15 protein-coding genes are annotated in these 19,085 nt (G+C 45.3%); 10 read left to right on the top strand and 5 right to left on the bottom strand.

Going from position 1 to position 19,085, the window contains the following annotated elements; all coding sequences use genetic code 11:
- Positions 1-91: 91 nt before the first annotated feature.
- On the top strand, positions 92-2,218 hold the full coding sequence (locus tag AC1HCU_RS03495) for a S46 family peptidase (protein ID WP_480369126.1): 2,127 nt from the start codon (positions 92-94) through the stop codon (positions 2,216-2,218).
- A gap of 78 nt (positions 2,219-2,296) precedes the next feature.
- On the opposite strand, the gene AC1HCU_RS03500 is transcribed toward AC1HCU_RS03495, so the two are convergent.
- From AC1HCU_RS03500 to AC1HCU_RS03510, 3 genes are all read right to left on the bottom strand, one after another.
- Positions 2,297-2,755 (bottom strand): methylglyoxal synthase, encoded by a 459-nt coding sequence (locus AC1HCU_RS03500; protein ID WP_480369129.1) that lies wholly within the window; start codon positions 2,753-2,755, stop codon positions 2,297-2,299.
- Between the two features lie 64 nt (positions 2,756-2,819).
- Entirely contained in the window at positions 2,820-4,568 is a 1,749-nt protein-coding gene (locus AC1HCU_RS03505; protein ID WP_480369131.1) for a phospho-sugar mutase, read from the bottom strand.
- Between the two features lie 28 nt (positions 4,569-4,596).
- Positions 4,597-6,237 (bottom strand): C69 family dipeptidase, encoded by a 1,641-nt coding sequence (locus AC1HCU_RS03510; RefSeq protein ID WP_480369133.1) that lies wholly within the window; start codon positions 6,235-6,237, stop codon positions 4,597-4,599.
- Positions 6,238-6,417: 180 nt separating this feature from the next.
- On the opposite strand from AC1HCU_RS03510, the gene AC1HCU_RS03515 reads away from it, so the two are divergent.
- From AC1HCU_RS03515 to truA, 8 genes are all read left to right on the top strand, one after another.
- A complete protein-coding gene (locus AC1HCU_RS03515) occupies positions 6,418-6,723 on the top strand; it encodes an FtsB family cell division protein (RefSeq protein WP_480369137.1) in 306 nt (101 codons plus the stop codon).
- A 13-nt stretch (positions 6,724-6,736) separates the two neighbouring features.
- On the top strand, positions 6,737-7,084 hold the full coding sequence (locus AC1HCU_RS03520) for a hypothetical protein (RefSeq protein WP_480369139.1): 348 nt from the start codon (positions 6,737-6,739) through the stop codon (positions 7,082-7,084).
- Positions 7,085-7,123: 39 nt separating this feature from the next.
- Positions 7,124-8,419 (top strand): sigma-54-dependent transcriptional regulator, encoded by a 1,296-nt coding sequence (locus AC1HCU_RS03525; RefSeq protein ID WP_480369142.1) that lies wholly within the window; start codon positions 7,124-7,126, stop codon positions 8,417-8,419.
- Between the two features lie 15 nt (positions 8,420-8,434).
- Complete coding sequence (locus AC1HCU_RS03530; RefSeq protein WP_321721958.1) at positions 8,435-10,951, top strand: response regulator; 2,517 nt, start codon at positions 8,435-8,437, stop codon at positions 10,949-10,951.
- Positions 10,938-11,822, top strand: a complete 885-nt coding sequence (gene xerD / locus AC1HCU_RS03535) for a site-specific tyrosine recombinase XerD (RefSeq protein WP_480369145.1) — start codon at positions 10,938-10,940, stop codon at positions 11,820-11,822. Before AC1HCU_RS03530 ends, xerD begins: the two co-directional genes overlap by 14 nt.
- 107 nt (positions 11,823-11,929) lie before the next feature.
- The gene (gene dnaN, locus AC1HCU_RS03540; protein WP_480369147.1) at positions 11,930-13,054 is read left to right on the top strand and encodes a DNA polymerase III subunit beta; all 1,125 of its coding nucleotides are present in this window, start codon (positions 11,930-11,932) and stop codon (positions 13,052-13,054) included.
- An 11-nt stretch (positions 13,055-13,065) separates the two neighbouring features.
- Positions 13,066-13,836: an exonuclease domain-containing protein gene (locus AC1HCU_RS03545; protein WP_480369150.1), complete on the top strand. Its 771-nt coding sequence runs from the start codon at positions 13,066-13,068 to the stop codon at positions 13,834-13,836.
- A gap of 10 nt (positions 13,837-13,846) precedes the next feature.
- On the top strand, positions 13,847-14,599 hold the full coding sequence (gene truA, locus AC1HCU_RS03550) for a tRNA pseudouridine(38-40) synthase TruA (RefSeq protein ID WP_480369152.1): 753 nt from the start codon (positions 13,847-13,849) through the stop codon (positions 14,597-14,599).
- Positions 14,600-14,611: 12 nt separating this feature from the next.
- Here truA and rho read toward each other — a convergent pair whose 3' ends face one another.
- On the bottom strand, positions 14,612-16,561 hold the full coding sequence (gene rho, locus AC1HCU_RS03555) for a transcription termination factor Rho (protein ID WP_480369154.1): 1,950 nt from the start codon (positions 16,559-16,561) through the stop codon (positions 14,612-14,614).
- Positions 16,562-16,816: 255 nt separating this feature from the next.
- Entirely contained in the window at positions 16,817-17,866 is a 1,050-nt protein-coding gene (locus AC1HCU_RS03560; RefSeq protein ID WP_480369157.1) for a DUF6340 family protein, read from the bottom strand.
- Between the two features lie 337 nt (positions 17,867-18,203).
- On the opposite strand from AC1HCU_RS03560, the gene AC1HCU_RS03565 reads away from it, so the two are divergent.
- Positions 18,204-19,076 (top strand): electron transfer flavoprotein subunit beta/FixA family protein, encoded by an 873-nt coding sequence (locus AC1HCU_RS03565; protein WP_480369159.1) that lies wholly within the window; start codon positions 18,204-18,206, stop codon positions 19,074-19,076.
- Positions 19,077-19,085: the final 9 nt, after the last annotated feature.

Genomic DNA, 19,085 nt, shown 5'->3' on the forward strand with positions numbered 1-19,085 from the left:
CGCCATGTGCCGTGAGGTAAAGCTGACCGCTGAAGCTGCAATGATTGTTCCTGAAGGCTTGACAGCTGATGACTAATTTATTCAAAACTATATGAGAAAACTGTTTCTATCACTCGCCATGTTGTATGCACTGTTTGCAGCAAATGCCGACGAAGGTATGTGGCTGCTTAGGGAATTGGACAAGGAGAGTGTGGCCCGCATGGAAGAGCTTGGATTTACTTTTCCGGTCAATCATCTTTATAGCGAACAAAAGAGATCCCTCAAAGATGCCGTGGTTATCTTTGGTGGAGGATGCTCCGGTGTGGTAGTATCGGACAAAGGGTTAATTTTTACCAATCATCACTGCGGCTACGGAGCTATTCAGAAGTTGAGTGCTGTAAACCACGACTACCTGAAAGATGGCTTCGCTGCCAAAAAAGGGACTGATGAACTTTATGCCGATGGACTCACTGTCTCCTTTCTTCGCTCGATGGTGGATGTAACAGATCAGATTATACCCCACGTTCCCATGGTACTCAGTGAAGTACAACGTGAGCTCGTCATCGATTCACTTTCCGGCAAGCTGATAGAAGCCTATGAAAATGATCCTTTTACCAGCGCGAGGATAGTGCCATTCTATGCCCGAAACAAATATTACGTGGTACTTTACGATCAATTTCGCGATGTGCGGCTGGTGGTGGCACCCCCTTCCTCAGTAGGCAAGTTTGGGGGAGATACCGACAACTGGATGTGGCCGCGACATACGGGAGACTTCTCTGTTTTCCGGGTCTATGCCGGCAAGGATAACAAGCCTGCGAATTACAGTGAAAGTAATGTACCCTATAAACCCAAATATGTGGTCCCTGTGTCACTGGCCGGTGTGAAAGAGGGTGACTACAGTATGACGGTGGGTTATCCCGGCAGCACACAACGGTACATGTCTTCATGGGGTATCCGCCAACAGATGGAATCTGAAAATAAACCACGCATAGAAGTGCGTGGGGCAAAACAGGATATTTGGCGGGCTGCCATGGCCGGGAATGATACTATCCGCATCAAATATGCCAGTAAGTTTGCCGGGAGCTCAAACTACTGGAAAAACGCGATGGGTATGAATGAGGCATTGAATAACCTGGGTGTATTGCCCGAAAAAGAAAAACTTGAAGCACGACTGAAAAGATGGATTCAAAGCAGTCCTGCACATGAGACCAGATATGACAGTACCCTTGCCACACTGGAAGCTGCTTACACCGGCTCCAATGAGCTGGCACGCTACACCACCTATTTTTTGGAAACATTCAATAATGGTATTGAGCTAATCCAGTTTGCCAATACCATCCTTCGTTTCGATACGGAAGGTACCGAAGAAGACAAACAGGCATTCATCAATGAACGGCTCATTGAATCCTATAAGAACTATGAACCGGCACTGGATAAAAAAGTGCTGCCGGTATTAATGAGACTTTATGCCGGACGTGTGCCGCAGCAATACCATCCTGACATCTACCAAAAGATTGACTCTCTTTTCGACGGTGACTATGAAGCATATGCCGACTGGCTCTTTACCCACTCACAGTTCACGTCGTTGGAGAAGCTCCTGGAACTGTTGAAGACAGCCGATACGCAACTCCTTACAAAAGATCCGGCCATGGAACTGGCATTGTCGACAACCGACATGGGTTATGAACTGTCGGAACTGATGATGCCCTTCTATGAAAAGATGCTGAAAGGTGAACGGGAACTGATGGCAGCCCTTATGGAGATGAATCCGGACAAAAACTTTTATCCCGATGCCAATTTCACGCAACGAATGAGTTATGGAACAGTACAGGGTTACAGGCCACGCGATGCAGTATGGTACGACTATTACAGTACTTCAAACGGTATCCTTGAAAAACAGGTGCCTGGTGATCCCGAGTTCAACGTGCAGGAGTATATCCTGGACGCTATCCGCGGTGGAGATTTCGGCCGTTATGCCGACAGAGAGGGAATTATGCGAATCAACTTCTTGTCGAACAACGATATTACCGGTGGTAACTCGGGAAGCCCGGTACTGAATGGAAAAGCCGAGCTTATAGGGCTGGCATTCGATGGTAACTGGGAGTCGCTGAGTGGTGATATCCTCTTTGAAAACGATATGCAGCGCATGATAAGTGTGGATATCCGCTTCGTCCTGTACGTGATTGACAAAGTAATGGGCGCAACCCACGTAGTGAAAGAATTGAACCTGGTTGATTAACGTAACTTGTTTAAACAATGAGCCCCTCATTGGCAGCGATTTGCCGGTGAGGGGTTCATTATTGATCTTGTATTGGTTCTAGAAACCCATCTTCTTCCTGTCGAATTCTTCATAACGGGGAGGAGAAGGAACATAGTTGTCATCATCCCACAGGTTACTGGTGATCATCAGGTCGGCACTGTAACGGTTACAGGCAATGGGTACATTGTGTACCCGGCACTGACGAAGCAACATCATGATGTCTGCCTCGTGAGGCTGCGGGTTCAGGTCGTCTATTAAAAATACGGCCAGGTCAATTTCTTTGCGCACCACCATGGCCGCAATCTCGGCGTCACCTCCCATGGGACCTGAGTTCATAATGGTAAATGAGGGGTATACTCCTTCATTGTTCAGTGCATCACGAACCAGGCTGCCCGTGGTTCCGGTGCAAACAAGGTGATGTTCCGACAGGAAGTCGGAGTTGTATACAACCCACTCCACCATATCCGATTTACGGTGGTCGTGAGCTACCAACGCTATTGTTAGTTTTGTTTTCATATTGTAGTTTTACGCGACCTTCATTGGGCGATGGTCATCAATTGTTGGAATTAGTCAGCAGAAGTCAGATACCCAGTTCCTGACGTATTGCATTTATTTTCAAGTTGGCTTCAGCTTCTGCCTGCGGTAGCTCTTCACGTGACTTCACCGCTCCTCTTACTTCAATATAGAATTTGATCTTGGGCTCTGTACCTGAGGGGCGGATGGATAATTTGGTACCTTCCTCGGTGAAGTACTGAATAACATTCGATGTAGTAGGCATTTCCAGTGCAATCTGTTCGTTACGGACATAATCTGCCGCCTCCAGCTTTGCAAAATCCTTGATCAGCGTAACAGGTGATCCACCCAGTGATGTCATCGGGTGTGTACGGAACTTTTTCATCATCGTCTCTATCTCGTCGGCACCCTCTTTTCCCTTACGTACCAGTGAGATACCCACCTCCTTTGAATATCCGTATTCAAGATATATCTCTTCGAGGAGCTGATATATGGTTCTCCCGTGGTCTTTGGCCCACGCAGCGATTTCTGCAAATAAAGCACAGGCTGACACAGCATCTTTATCGCGTACAAAGTCACCTGCAAGAAACCCATAACTCTCTTCACCACCGCCGATATACTTCTTTACTCCTTCGTTTTTTCGTATTATTTCGGCAATCCATTTGAAACCGGTGTAGCAGTCGAACAACTCAATTCCCTTCTTTTTGGCAATATCTTTCACCAGTTCGGTAGTGACAATGGTTTTTACCACATACTCCCTGCCTGTAAGCAATCCCAGTTCCTCTCTTCTGTTCATCAAATAGTAAAGACACAGGAGCATGGTTTGGTTACCGTTGACAAGCATGAAATTGCCTTCATTGTCACGAATGGCCGTGCCAATGCGGTCGCCATCGGGATCGGTCGCCATCACCAGTTCTGCATCTGTTTCCATCGCCTTCTTTATGGCCAGATCCAGTGCAGCAGGCTCTTCGGGATTTGGAGAGACCACAGTGGGAAAGTCGCCGCTGATCACATCCTGTTCCGGAACATGAATGATATTGGTAAAACCGATTGCCTTCAAGGCATCCGGAACAAGGGTGATGCCCGTACCGTGAATCGGCGTATATACGATCTTCAAATCGTGTTGGCGGCCGATGGCTTCAGGTGAGAGTACCAGCTTGCGGACTTCGTCGATGAACGCTCTGTCCATGTCTTTGCCGATGATCTCGATCAGTTTGTTGTTACCTTTGAAACGGATATGATCGACCGACGTAATGCGATTCACCTCTGCAATGATGTTTTTGTCGTGGGGTCCCAACACTTGTGCACCGTCGTTCCAGTATGCTTTGTAGCCGTTATACTCTTTCGGATTGTGTGAGGCAGTAATCATGATTCCACTCTGGCAGCCCAGCTTTCTGATGGCATAAGATATCTCAGGAGTGGGACGAAGGTCTTCATAGAGATAAACCTTAATGCCGTTGGCACTAAAGATGTCGGCCGATATTTCCGCGAATTTGCGACTGTTGTTGCGACAGTCATGCCCGATCACAACCTTTATCTCTTTCACATCTGCAAATTCCTTCAACAGGTAATTGGAGAGCCCCTGTGTGGCGGATCCTACCGTATAAATATTCATTCTGTTGCTACCGGCACCCATTATACCCCGTAAGCCGCCGGTACCAAATTCCAGATCTTTGTAAAAAGCATCGACAAGCTTTGATTTGTCATCGCTATCGAGCATCTGCTGCACTTCTTCTTTCGTGGCAGCATTGTAATTTCCTTTAATCCAAGACTGTGCTTTTTCTGTTACAAATGCCAGTAATGTTTCTTCTTCCATAATGATGAGTATTCTGTTTTTATATCAGTTATTCTATTGTTTGAACTTTGTATTTATCTCCGGTTTGTTCAACAATTTTTTTGTAGTATTCATTGGAATACCCGGGACGGGAAGGAAATTCCGGTTGTCCGTAAGGATTCCTTTTAAACGTTCCGTTTTCTTCTTTTTTGACTACCCCGTCAATATATTTTACCATCAGATATTCACCCAGCTTCTTCCATTCTTGCACACCCTCCTTTACCAGGCGGTTGGAATATTGGGTAAGGTAGTGTATTGCTTCGGACCTGGATTTTGTATAAAGTGTCATTGCCTGCTCCTCCACCACAGGCTGAGAGGTTCTATAACTTTCCTCGAGTGCCGATTGTATTTTCTTCATGTCTGTACTCATATCGCTGTAGCGGCTGTAGACCATGTTGGATACCCAGTTGTGGATCCAGAAGGCAGAAGTCCAGGAGAAAGTTAGCAGATCCCCGTTCCCCTGTGCCATTTCCAGGGGTACTTCAGTATGTCCGCAGTAGATGGGATAATAGACTGTCTGCGCAGCATCGTCCAAGCCAAACCAAAGTATGCCACCAATCTCATCGGGAAACCATTCGCGCATTTGCGCCACAAAGGAGAATCCTGTCTGCTGGGTGGCTGTAGGCCGCTCGTTGCAATATTCTACCGAATCTACCTCAAAAGTAAGAGGAGACCATCGATAGGGAGAATTAAAGGGACCTGCACCCACGTCGAAGCGCCAGTCGAGCTCCGTGCCTTCATAGTGATCCCGCATCTGTTGCTGGATATCGTGCAGGCTCAATTTCCGGTCCGGTTTGATATACAAGGGCATGGGATCGGTTGTCTTTCCCTGGGCATAGGTCACATAGCGGGCCATGTCACTGTTTACCTTATTGAAGAACGACCAGACACGGGCTTCACAGAAACGCAATGCACCAAAATCCAATGGGGCATAAGCTTCAGCAAAACTGAATTGGGCGTCGTTACCTGTAAAATATCCCTTCTCTCGGGCAAAGGAGATCACATCGGGAGCGTAGAGGCAGTTGATAGGGTCATCCAGCGGAAACTGCTGTATGCGGGCCTGGTTGGCATGTGCCGAGACACAATCGTCCGGAATGCGCACGGCAACCCATACAGCTCCTTTATTTTCTGGGCCTTTGCCAATCATTTCCATTATCCACACCTCATTGGGATCTGCAATTGAAAAGGACTCGCCGGAGCTGTAATATCCATAATCCTTTACAAGCTGTGTCATGATGGTGATTGCCTCACGGGCATTTCTGGCCCGTTGCAGCGTAATGTAAATGAGGCTCCCGTAGTCCATGATGGCGGTAGAGTCGACCAACTCTTCACGTCCGCCAAAGGTGGTCTCTCCGATAGCCAGCTGATGTTCATTCATGTTACCGGCAACGTTGAAGGTTTGCAGTGCCTGTGGAATTTCACCGAGGTACTTTCCGGTATCCCACTCGTAAACCTTGAGTTTTTCGCCGGGACGATATTGTTTTGCAGGCCAGTGATACAGTTCCCCGTACAACCCATATGAGTCAGCTGCATAGGAAATGAACGTGGATCCGTCGGTGGATGCTTTTTTTCCTACAAGAAGATTCGTACATGGAAAAGTTAAAGAGAGGGAAAATATACCCAGAAGGGCTGACAGTATGACTTTCTTCATAATGGATGCACTACAACTATTTATTTTCTTAACTACAGCGTAAAGATACTTTATTTTGTTTAATATGCCCAACGAGCAGATTGGATATTTTTGGGTGAATATTTGAAAAGTTGAATGTAATACGAAAAAAAAAGGTACATTTGTATCATAAAGTTCTAACCGGGTTGGAACTTGTCAGGAATGAAAGAAAAAATGAAAGCATTCACATCCAAAAGAATACTGGGACTTACCGTCACACAGATCATCGTGCTTCTTGTGTTGGTAGTGATGTTGTTTTTTTTTAGCGACAGTAGTGTGACAAAGAGGATTCGTTACGAAACACGGATCAGAAACCTTGAATCTCAAATTGAATTCTATCGTAATCAAACCAACATAGATAAGGAAAAATTAAACGAACTTCAATCAAATAAGGAAGACCTTGAAAAGTTTGCCCGTGAGAATTTTCTCATGAAGAAAGAAGGCGAGGACGTCTTTATTATCGATTGAATAAGTAATGTTAATGAGAAATACGAAGGATATATTACTACGCATTTCCGCCATCTGTATTTTGTTATCGGCGATAATTTTCCTGTTTTTACCGGAAATTGCACCCTGGCTCATGGGCCTGTCAGTAGCACTATTTTCGGTTATTACGGTTATCAGCCCTTATCCGGGCAAAAGTATCCGCGGAAAAAGGCTGTTCAACATACAACTCTTTGCCTGTGTATTAATGTTTGTGTCTACATATCTTATGTTCAGGCAAAGAAATGAATGGGTGCTGGCCATGATCTCCGGGGCTGTTTTTCTTTTATATGTAGCAATAGTATTACCAAAAGAATTGGAAAAGGAAATGAACAAAAACAAATAACGATACCTATGCTCTTTGGTATCTATTTATTAATTTGGAATGAATAAAAGCGTATTAATTGTTGATGACAATTTAACGGTTTGTCTGATGTTAAAGTCGTGGTTGGTAAAAAGAGACTTCCTTGTTGAAACAGCCACTTGTGCCAGCGATGCGAAACAAATGGTAAAAGAACAACCCTTCGACCTCATCCTTACAGATATAAGGATGCCCGATGCTGACGGGCTTACATTTTTATCCTGGGTTAAAAAATATGATTCTGATATCGTGGTTATCATGATTACCGGATACGCCGACGTGGAGTCGGCAGTCTTGTCAATGAAAGCAGGAGCAGCGGACTATATTCCAAAACCCATTGAGCCTGAGCATTTATTTAAAAAAATCGAGGAGGCATTTAAGACACAGGAATACAGAAACAAAAATAAACGGTTTTCAAATGACTTTATCCTGCCTCCGGATAAGGAATATCAGCTACTTTTCAGGCAGCTCGATCAAATAGCCGAACATAACGAACACCGTCTGTTGATTGGAGACAGAGGCACCGGAAAGGTCTCTTCCGTGAAGTATATTTACGAGAAGGGAATCCATCCTGCCAGACCACTGGTCCAACTGGATCCTGATCAGCTGAGTAATAAAAATGGTGTCCGGCAGTACATTGATTCTGAACAGGGTGTATCGCCCCTGATGGAGAAATTCTTTGAAGCACGGGGCGGGTTGCTATATATCAGAAAGGTGGATCAACTCGATCTCAATCTCCAGAATGAATTATTGAACATCCTCACGAAACAATCACGCGACGAAAACTATACTCAGGTAATTATGAGTACCGAGAAAAGTACTGGCGAATTGGAGAAGTCACTTATACCCAAGCTTTTCCACCTGCTCGAGGAGAGAAGCACAACCCTCCCCACCATAAAGGGAAAAAAACAGGTAATAGATACATTTGTATCATATTTTCTCCATTTTGCCAACCAGACGCTCGATAAACAAATACAAACCATTGATCAGGCTATTTACAAACAGATGTATGACTATGCCTGGCCGGAGAATATCCAGGAACTTAAGAACAGTGTCATACAGGCTGCATTGCTGACCGAAGGAAAACATATGCCGGCCGAGATGGCATCACGCTTGTTCGAAAAAGATATTACCAAGCAGGAGAGTAGTTCAGTTGTACCTAACCCGATGCTTAATCTTCGAAAGGAGAATTATGAGAAGGAAAAAATAGTGGAGGCACTGAGACTTGCCAAAGGAAATAAAACAATGGCAGCATCAATATTGAATATAGACAGAAAAACGCTGTACAATAAAATTAAATTATACAATGTGATTACTTAAATTTTTTTGCCCTATATGCAAAAAGAAATATCTTCAAAAATAAAGTTCACTGTGATCGCGGGCTATTTGTTGGTCGTGATTGTCATGGCACTGGGACTTTATGGCATTTATCGGAATCTGGTGGTCTTCTCAAATCAGAGAATTAAAAATGAAGACATTACCGAATTACTGATTGTGGGAAATACACTTTCGAAATTATACGAGATAGAAAATGGTCAAAATCTATTCACGGCTGAAAGTGCCCGGCAATATTTTCTCAAATATGATTCAGTTGTTCCGGAGATAAACCGCAACTTGAACAAATTGAAACAGTACTCCCAAGACACTGGGCGTATTGTTACACTTGACACGATAAAGTTCCTTATCCACGAAAAAAAAGTGAATCTGGAGGCGGTTGCCGTATTACTCGACTCGTTAAACAGAGCCCCCCTGATTACCAGCAGTACCGAGAGTAGCTATGTGCCGCGGGCATTGAACAGAGAGGTTTCAGATTTTCTGGAAAAAAATAATCTACGCATACCCCGGCGTAGTCAATCCGACACCACTGTAGTAGCCGGACAACGCAAAGGCTTCCTCGATCGGGTACGCAATGTATTTGTTGCTTCACCCGATTCAACCGTTGTAATCAGCAACAAAGCGGTGGTCAACGAACATGAATTCAAGGTCATTGTAGACACACTCATTAACAAGATACGTTATTCTGAAAAATTGGATCTTGCACGACAGAAGGCACTCCAAGCCATTTTTACCCAAAGGCTGGATACAATGAATTTCACCAACCGCATGCTTACCGTACGTATCGACGATCTTTTAAAAGGTATAGAACAGGCGGAAATGAAAAAGTCCCTTCAGTTGGTAATCGATAAGGAAAAGGCTCTCGCCGGTTCACAGCGTACCATGTTTGTGGTCTCCTGTCTGGCCATACTCATAGCATTAGTTTTCGGCATTCTCTTTTTAGTGGATATTAATAGAAGCCAGCGTTACCGTAGACAGCTGGAGAGCTCTCATAACCGTATTTCTCAACTTTTGGCTTCGAGGGAGAAGTTGATGCTTACCATTTCTCACGATATCAAAGCTCCGATGAGTTCCATCCTGGGTTATATTCATTTGATGGAAGGAGGTGGAAGTGAATCTGAAAATGAACCCCGGCTCCGCAATATGAAACACTCCGGGGAACATGTCCTCCAACTCGTATCCATGTTGCTCGATCATCATAAGCTTGAAGCAGGGACATGGCAACTTACAGAGTCCAACATTCATCTGCATGCCCTCGTGGAAGAAACAGCGGACAGTTTCAGACCACTGGCAAAACAGAAATATTTGAGTTATGTTGTTGACAACAAAATATCCCCTGAACAAATCTTTTTTGGTGACCCCTACGTGATGAGGCAGATCATGGGGAATCTTATTTCAAACGCTGTCAAATATACGGCTGTGGGAGAAGTACTCATTGTTGCAATGGTAAAAAAGGATGAAGGAGGTGATAGTCTCCTGTTTTCAGTTTCCGATACCGGAAGAGGAATTGATCCGGCAGACCGGCAGTATATATTTCAGGAATTCAGCCGGCTGGATAATTCCGGCATTGAATCGGCCAATATGGAAGGCAGTGGTCTGGGATTAGCCATCACAAAAGGTTTTGTGGATGCATTGCAAGGCAGCATATCTTTTATTTCGGAAAAAGAGAAAGGATCTGAGTTTATTGTGGAGTTACCCCTGCATCCTGCACAAAAAGAAGATGATAAAATTGTCGGGACAGGGTTTGATCTGGAAGGTATCTCCGTACTTGTGGTAGATGATGATCTGATTCAGTTGAATATGATTGCCGAGATGCTGCAAAAGGAAAGAATGCATTGTGTCATTGAGGCCAATCCTCGCAAGGTGGTATCGCAACTGAGTGAAAATTTGTTCGACATTGTCTTCGTGGATATCCGCATGCCACACATAGATGGGATTACACTCGTCGAAAAAATCCGAGTGAACAAAAATACAAAAGAAGTGCCCGTCATTGCGCTTTCAGCCGAATCGGAGATGTCCGCTGCAGAATTGCAGGCTGCCGGTTTTACCGATTACCTTTCCAAACCTTTTGAAACAGAGCATCTCTATAGCATCATCTGGAGGTATGTGAAATCGGGAAAAACGGGGATAAGCTATCCTGTTCATCCGGTAAAACCACGCATTAAAGGTGCAGGAGCGTTGATCGACTTTGTAAGGGACGACAAACAGGCTTCCAGAGGAATATTGAAGTCGTTTATCAGCGAGACAATAGTCAACATGGAAAAGCTTCAAAATTCCTTTGCTGAAAAGGATGAGAAGACGGCACGCGAGATTGCGCACAAGCTATTGCCTCTTTTTCAGATGATGGGCAATGAGGAGGTGATTGGTCTCCTGCGTCAGCTGAATGATGATCATCAGTGGTCAGGAGTGAAAGAAACAACTTTGCTTGAAAAGTTAAGATCAAGTGTAGAGGAGGTAGAGAATTTTTTAACAGAGATGGAGAGGGCGAAAAATGACACTCCAAATGGTAACCGATAAGTACAAACGGTATCTTCTTCTGGAAAAAGGGCTGTCGACCAACACTATTGAGGCATACATGTCTGATCTGCAAAAGCTGGTCGGTTTTTGTACAGAGTTGAAAATAAATGTTATCGATCTTCGTCGCGAGCATCTGGAGCAGTTTCTGGCATCAATATACGACCAGTCTCTTTCACCCCGCTCCACTGCCCGAATTATTTCGGGTCTGAAATCTTTCTTCCGTTTTTTACAGTTGGAAAAGTACCGCGGTGACGATCCTACAGAATTGCTGGAGACGCCAAAAACAGGGTTAAAACTTCCCCTGGTATTGTCATTGGAAGAGGTAGATGCGATACTGGCGGTTATAGACCTCTCCACTGCCGGGGGGACTAGAAATTATGCCATCATAGAAACACTCTATAGCTGTGGCTTACGTATTTCGGAACTTACCAGCCTTCGTTTCTCCGATTTCTTTCCGGAGGAAGGCTTCATTCGTGTGGAAGGGAAGGGAAGTAAGCAGCGGCTTGTACCTATATCGGACACCGCCATACAGAAGATCAAAGACTGGTTGCACTACCGCAATCAGATTAGCATTAAAAAAGGGAATGAAGATATTGTCTTTGTCAGTTCAAGAGGTAAAGCCATCTCAAGGGTAACTGTTTTTCATTATATCAAACAATACGCTGAAGCTGCCGGAATAAAAAAGAATATCAGCCCGCATGTTTTTCGTCATTCATTTGCGACACATCTGCTTGAACGGGGCGCCAATATCAGAGTAATTCAGGAGATGCTGGGGCATGAGAAAATAACCACCACCGAGATTTATACACATCTCGATCGCAGTTTTCTGCGTCAGGAGATTATTGAGCATCATCCAAGAAACAAGAAATAATAAATATTTCCGACGTCGGCACTAGAGATAAAAATATCCTGAAAACCACCGGCACTCCAAGATAATTTCCTATATTTGCTAATTGAAATAAAAAAAGATATAACGTCATGAAATTTGTAGTATCAAGCGCCACACTGTTGAATCACCTGCAGGCTATCGGCAGGGTGATCAATTCCAAAAACACATTGCCTATTCTGGATTGTTTTCTGCTGGATCTGAAGAATAACATGCTCTCTTTAACAGCAGCCGACAGCGAAACTAGATTGGAGACGCTGGTAGAAGTGGGAGGTGCCGAGGGTGAGGGAAGTCTGGCTATCAACGCCAAAAATCTGCTCGATCCGCTGCGCGAATTGCCGGATCAGCCGCTTACGTTCGATATAAACGATGAAACGCTGGAGGTTTTTATATATTATCATAACGGAAAATACAATTTCGTGGGATTAAAGGGTGATGAGTACCCTGAACCGAAAGTTCTGAAAGATTCTGCCCTGAAACTGACTATGGATGCAGAAACACTATTCTCGGGAATAAACAGGACGGTTTTCGCAACTGCTGACGATGAGCTGCGTCCCGTAATGAACGGAATCTATTTCGATATCACTGCCGATGATGTTACCTTTGTGGCTTCCGATGGTCATAAGCTGGTACGTGTAACCACTACCGAGGCAAAGGGTGACGGGCGGTCTTCATTTATTTTACCCAAAAAGCCGGCAAACCTGTTGAAATTACTCCTTCCAAAAGAATCAGGCACTGTGGATATCACTTTTGACGAGAACAACGCTTATATTAACATGTCTTCATACAAGATGGTGTGCCGCTTTGTGGAAGGACGCTATCCGAACTATAATTCGGTGATCCCTCAAAATAATCCCAATACACTTACACTCGACCGGCTGGCCCTGCTCAATGCACTCAAACGCGTGGCTGTTTTTTCCAATCCGGCAAGCAGCCTCGTGAAGCTACAGCTTTCGGAAGAAAAGATCGTGGTGTCGGCACAGGATATCGATTTTCTTACCGCCGCCGAGGAGATGATCCCCTGCAATTACGAAGGCAACGTGATGAACATCGGTTTTAAAGCTGCCTTCCTCATTGACATCCTCAATAATATTCCCTCACCCGACGTGCGGATAGAACTCTCTGATCCCTCAAGAGCGGGACTTATCCTGCCGGTTGAGAAGGAAGAAAACGAAGATATGCTGACGTTGCTTATGCCAATGATGTTGAATGACTAACCCGTGCATGCATGCAATTAAATCTCAAAAACCCGCTGGTCTTTTTTGATCTGGAGACTACCGGGATCAACATTACCCATGATCGCATTGTGGAGATATCATTCCTGAAGGTATACCCAAATGGAAAAGAAGAAATTAAATCGAGACGTATTAACCCCGGAATACCCATACCACCGCAGGCAACGGCCATTCACGGTATCACGGATGACGATGTAAAAGATTGCCCTACCTTCAAACAGGTGGCCCGTTCGCTGGCCGATCAGCTGGAAGGCTGTGACCTGGCAGGATTTAATTCCAGTCGTTTCGATGTGCCCATGCTCGCGGAAGAGTTCCTCCGTGCCGGCGTGGATTTCGACATGAGTAAGCGTAAGTTTGTGGATGTGCAGATCATCTTTCATAAAAAAGAACAACGTACGCTGGAAGCAGCCTACGCCTTCTATTGCAATAAACAGCTGGAAAATGCCCATTCCGCCGAGGCCGATGCCTTTGCCACCTACGAAGTATTGAAATCGCAACTCGATCGGTACCCGGACCTGACAAACGACATTGAAATACTCTCAAAAGAATATTCCAGCTTTAACAATAACGTGGATTTTGCCGGTAGGATCATCTTCAACGAAGAGGGAGTAGAGGTGTTCAACTTCGGGAAACACAAGGGTAAACCGGTATTGGAGGTGCTCAAAAATGAGCCCGGTTATTATGGCTGGATGATGGATGGCGACTTTCCGCTGAATACAAAGCAGGCTCTTACCAAAATAAGGTTGAAAGAGTTAAACGGATAATCCCAGAAATATGCCCCGTTTTTTTGCGACGCTTTCATACAATGGCCGTAATTATGTGGGTTGGCAGATTCAGCCGAATGGCTTAAGTGTGCAGCAGGTGTTGCAGGACGCATTGTCTGTTATCCTGCGTGATAGCGTGGCCGTAACCGGAGCGGGTAGAACCGATGCGGGTGTGCACGCCCGTGGGATGGTGGCCCATTTCGATTGGGAAGGTGATGCCTTTTCGTCCGTTGACCTGATCCATAAACTCAATAATTTTCTTCCGAAAGATATCTCCGTTTCCAGTATACAACCTGTGAAACCCGATGCCCATGCCCGTTTCAGTGCCCTTTCACGTACCTACAGTTACTATGTGGTTACCCGAAAAGATCCTTTCATGCATGGATTGACCTGCCGTATACACTTTCATCCCGACTTACAACTGATGAATACGTTGTGTGAAGTGTTGAAGGAGTACAATGATTTTACCAGTTTCAGTAAACTGCACACCGATGTGAAAACCAACCTCTGCAGTATTAAATCAGCTCAATGGGAACAGAAAGAAGAACATCGGTATGTTTTTACCATTACTGCGGACCGCTTTCTGCGAAATATGGTGCGCGCCATCGTGGGTACCCTGCTCGAAGCGGGTAGAGGACGTATTGATGAGCGTGGCTTACGACGTATCATTGAGGCTAAAAACCGCAACGTAGCGGGCGATTCCGCCCCGGGACATGCCCTTTTTCTTGAAAATGTGGCATACCCCGAGGATATCTGGTTATAAAAATTTTGCTGCTTAATCGTTCATCGAGATCAGAAACTCTTCATTGCTCGATGTGCGTCTCAAACGATTTAATAGAAACTCCATTGCTTCTACCGAATTCATGTCGGAGAGGAAGTTGCGGAGTACCCACATGCGGTTGAGTGTCTCTTCCGATAGCAGCAGATCGTCGCGGCGAGTGCTGGAAGCAATAATGTCCACCGAAGGGAAGATGCGCTTGTTGGAAAGTCTGCGGTCGAGTTGTAACTCCATGTTACCGGTACCCTTGAACTCTTCGAAAATCACATCATCCATTTTTGATCCCGTATCGGTGAGAGCAGTGGCAATGATGGTGAGCGAACCGCCATGTTCAATATTGCGCGCGGCACCGAAGAAACGTTTGGGCTTATGCAACGCATTGGCGTCCACCCCTCCCGAGAGCACCTTTCCCGATGCCGGTTGCACGGTGTTGTAGGCTCTTGCCAGACGGGTTATAGAATCAAGCAGTATCACCACGTCATGTCCGCATTCTACCAGGCGGCGAGCTTTATTCAGGACGATCTCGGCAATCTTCACATGACGGTCGGCCGGTTCATCGAATGTGGAGGCAATGACTTCGGCCCTTACACTCCTTTCCATGTCGGTTACCTCTTCGGGTCGTTCATCAATGAGCAGAATAATCATGTATACCTCCGGATGATTGTCAGCAATAGCATTGGCAATATCCTTGAGTAACATGGTCTTGCCGGTCTTGGGTTGTGCCACGATCAGTCCGCGCTGTCCCTTTCCGATGGGTGAAAACATGTCTACCACACGACATGAGAGATTGTCGTTATGTTCTTTGGTTAGATTGAATTTCTCATTCGGAAACAAGGGTTTCAGGTGGTCGAACGGTACACGGTCACGCACATCGTCAGGTTTACGGCCGTTGATGTTATCCACCTTCACCAGTGGGAAAAACTTTTCCCCTTCCTTGGGCGGACGAATGGGACCTTCCACCACATCTCCCGTTTTTAGTCCGAAGAGGCGAATCTGCGACTGGGAGACATATATGTCGTCGGGTGATGACATATAGTTGTAATCCGATGAACGCAGGAAACCATATCCGTCGGGCATGATCTCCAGTACACCTGAGGCTGTCAAGATACCGTCGAAGTCATAAGAAGAATCTTTCTCCTTTTGTGCCTGAGCCGGATTCTGACTAAGGGTGGGGGACTGGTGTGCCGTTTTTACCTGTTGTGTCTGAGGCTGCTGTTTTGGTTGCAGGGGGGAAGGTGCCAGCAGATCCATCAAAGAGACCTTACTTCCTGCAGGTGGCACCTCCTTTGCGGGGGGAGCCGCAGTCTCCACTGTGGGATCTTCAGCCACTACGGGGGGTAGTGTCACGGGTGCGGGTGCACTCTTTTTTTCTTCGTTTCTGTGTTTCGACGACCGGAAGACCAACTGAAGGGGTTTGGATGGTGTTTTGGAATCGTGCTGGGGTGTTTCGGCTTTTTCGTCCGCCGCCACTTTCTTGTCGGATGGCTTGTTGCTTAATTCTCCCTTTTGTGATGTTTCTTCCGTTGATTCCTTTACCATCTCATGCTTTGTCGCAACCTCCGGTTTTATGGGTGCAGGAGTAATTGCTGCAATCTCCTCTTTTTTTACCAGCTTGGGCTTTTCTGCAGGGACAACCGGTGCTGTTTGTTTGATGGAACTGTTTTGTTCTTTTTTGGTCGGTTCGGGTTCTTTCGTTTCTTCTTTCTTGCCGACAGGTTTGTTTTTCTGATTTTTTGGTTTCTCTGTGCGGTTCCGGGTACCATAGTTTTGTTTAGTCCCGGTGTCGGCAGTTAATTTTTTGGTTTCGGCTATTGCCTGCTCATCCAATATCTTGTAGATGAGTTCTTCTTTCTTGTACGCATCCGGACGCCGTATGCCCATTTCTTTGGCCAGGACCCGCAATTCTGTGGTAAGCTTTTCATTAAGCTCAATAATGTTATAAGCCATGTATATCTATTGAAATTCGTTGTGAATATTAAAAATATGTTGTCACTGAATCATGCCCGACCCGGTGTGATGGTTGCATGGAACCATACTTTTCAGCAAAAAAAGCCGGAGATAATCTGATATGAAATGAATTTGTAAATGATTAACAGTAGTATGAGTAAATTTACTGCTGAAGATTCTGCGACAAAGTTACTGTTTTTTTTGAATAACAGGAATAACTTCTTCGTTTTTTTTGGGATGATTTCAAATAAACGATTAAAAATCCTCCATATTCAATTTATTGGATGTGCTGACCCTTCTCTCCAACTCATTTTTGTACAACAGGGATCTTTTCCGGTCTAGTGAATTTGGCGCCGAGGACTGAGTAAACAATTCGAATGAAATATTTGCCCATTCCAATGCCTGCATCATATCATCCATCATTTCCCGTGCTAATGCAATATTATTTGCGGCCTTTGCTTTTTCTGTTTTATTGGAACGGGAATTAAAAAAAGCTTCCCATTTCTCTATTGCTGCAATCCAGTTTGCACTTTTGGCAAAACTCTCCCCTTCACGCATCAGTGCATTTGGCAGCGTATAATACCATCTGTTTTGCTTTTCCCAGTGCGGGGCAAAGACATAAGTCATCTTCTCGGCAGCCTGCACTGCCAACTGCTTCATCACTTCCTCCCGCGAGGGAAGCACGATGTCGGCATATGCCGGTATGTTTTGTGTGTCCAGACCTTCCCATCGGATGCTGTCGTTGTATTGCACTGCGGGAATCTTTCCTTCCATGGTGGGCAGATAGACTCTCAGAATAGAATTGATCCTCCCGGTCATTTCACTGTATGTATAGCCCTGTTGGCGGAACTGATCCTTTTTCTCGGTTTGAATAATCAACCTGTCGAGCGAGATGACCGCATCGGCCCCGGTCTTTTTCCTGATAACGTTCATTTGTTCGGGAGTAATAGGGCGTTCCTGAAAAAAATCGGCATCACTTCGCAATGGTTCAGGATAAAAGAGCACATTCTGAAAATAATCCTCTTCATTCAGAAATTGTGTCAGCGCCTCTGTGTAATAAATTGAGATGCTGTCGGAGGAAGCTTTTGCTCTTTCATTGGTTGAACGGCCTATCAGCCGTGTTTCATGTCCAATGTTGTCTGGCTGTTGTACTACATTATTCACAATTGCCAGAGAAAATACGTTTGAGGGCAGTGTAACCTGTGCCGGCTCACGTGTTTCCACCGTCAAGTATTTTATGCCTGCACAACTGCCCAGGAAAAGGCTTGTGGCCATCACAATAAGTAAAGGGATAATCTTTTTCATCCGGGGGTATTTTCTTTTTTACATATGCAAAGATATCACATTTAACTGAATTTTCTCTATTACATCGTGCGATGATTTGGAAATGCCGTCAAATTATTTTTAGAAAAAAGATCACATATAATTAACATATTAACCTGCTTAATTGTTTACATCCTCTTTTTCATTTTTTTGTGAAGTTCGGGAAGTGACTTGCTGAAAATTGTGTATATTTGCTGTCTCAATATATAACGCTTTTTTAACGCGATCAGATAAATGTCATGCGAAACTTCGTGTGCCCATCTATCGTTACGAAAAAACGTAGAAAAATACCGAAAAGAAACAAACTAAACTGACAAAAATGACTTTTAACATTATTGTGTTGGCCAAACAGGTTCCCGATACGCGCAACGTGGGGAAAGATGCGATGAAAGCCGACGGAACCGTGAACAGGGCAGTTCTGCCTGCAATTTTTAATCCCGAAGACCTGAATGCGATGGAACAGGCACTGGGCATCAAGGAGCGTTTTCCTGGATCCCGGATTACGGTGCTGACCATGGGCCCTGGCCGGGCGGCCGATATATTACGTGAAGGACTTTTCCGCGGAGCCGATGATGGCGTCTTGTTGACCGACAGGGCTTTTGCCGGAGCTGATACCCTGGCCACGTCATACGCCTTGTCAATGGCTGTGCGAAAAATCGGGGAGTATGACATCATTGTCGCCGGACGACAGGCTATCGATGGCGACACGGCACAGGTGGGACCACAAGTGGCCGAAAAGCTGGGGATACCGCAGATTACCTACGCCGAAAATATCGAAGCAATAGACAAGAATAAAATCACGGTTAAGCGGCGCCTCGATAATGGGGTGGAAGTAGTTGAATGTCCGCTGCCGGCACTTATTACCGTGAATGGTTCCGCCCGTTCCTGCAGACCCCGGAACGCCAAGCTCCTTCAAAAGTTCAAACATGCCAAAACGGTGACCGAAAGACAGGTTGAAAACCTCGATTATATAGATATATACAGTAGCCGTCCCTATCTGAATCTTACCGAATGGAGCGTGGCCGATGTGGAGGCTGACCCCGTACAGTGTGGCCTTTCCGGCTCTCCCACGAAGGTGAAAAAGATTGAGAACGTAGTCTTTCAGGCCAAAGAGAGTAAGCATCTGACTGACAATGATGGCGAGATTGATGAGCTGATGAGAGAACTAATAGAAAATCACACGATTGGATAACACGAGAAA

It is taken from the genome of Proteiniphilum sp. LBM24028, assembly GCF_056629195.1.

Coding starts and splice junctions, on each gene's coding strand:
- rho (WP_480369154.1), bottom strand. CDS start 16,561: ATGGCTTATAACATTATTGAGCTTAATGAAAAGCTTACCACAGAATTG.
- AC1HCU_RS03515 (WP_480369137.1), top strand. CDS start 6,418: ATGAAAGAAAAAATGAAAGCATTCACATCCAAAAGAATACTGGGACTT.
- AC1HCU_RS03560 (WP_480369157.1), bottom strand. CDS start 17,866: ATGAAAAAGATTATCCCTTTACTTATTGTGATGGCCACAAGCCTTTTC.
- AC1HCU_RS03520 (WP_480369139.1), top strand. CDS start 6,737: ATGAGAAATACGAAGGATATATTACTACGCATTTCCGCCATCTGTATT.
- AC1HCU_RS03500 (WP_480369129.1), bottom strand. CDS start 2,755: ATGAAAACAAAACTAACAATAGCGTTGGTAGCTCACGACCACCGTAAA.
- AC1HCU_RS03565 (WP_480369159.1), top strand. CDS start 18,204: ATGACTTTTAACATTATTGTGTTGGCCAAACAGGTTCCCGATACGCGC.
- AC1HCU_RS03510 (WP_480369133.1), bottom strand. CDS start 6,237: ATGAAGAAAGTCATACTGTCAGCCCTTCTGGGTATATTTTCCCTCTCT.
- AC1HCU_RS03505 (WP_480369131.1), bottom strand. CDS start 4,568: ATGGAAGAAGAAACATTACTGGCATTTGTAACAGAAAAAGCACAGTCT.
- xerD (WP_480369145.1), top strand. CDS start 10,938: ATGGTAACCGATAAGTACAAACGGTATCTTCTTCTGGAAAAAGGGCTG.
- AC1HCU_RS03545 (WP_480369150.1), top strand. CDS start 13,066: ATGCAATTAAATCTCAAAAACCCGCTGGTCTTTTTTGATCTGGAGACT.
- truA (WP_480369152.1), top strand. CDS start 13,847: ATGCCCCGTTTTTTTGCGACGCTTTCATACAATGGCCGTAATTATGTG.
- AC1HCU_RS03495 (WP_480369126.1), top strand. CDS start 92: ATGAGAAAACTGTTTCTATCACTCGCCATGTTGTATGCACTGTTTGCA.
- AC1HCU_RS03525 (WP_480369142.1), top strand. CDS start 7,124: ATGAATAAAAGCGTATTAATTGTTGATGACAATTTAACGGTTTGTCTG.
- AC1HCU_RS03530 (WP_321721958.1), top strand. CDS start 8,435: ATGCAAAAAGAAATATCTTCAAAAATAAAGTTCACTGTGATCGCGGGC.
- dnaN (WP_480369147.1), top strand. CDS start 11,930: ATGAAATTTGTAGTATCAAGCGCCACACTGTTGAATCACCTGCAGGCT.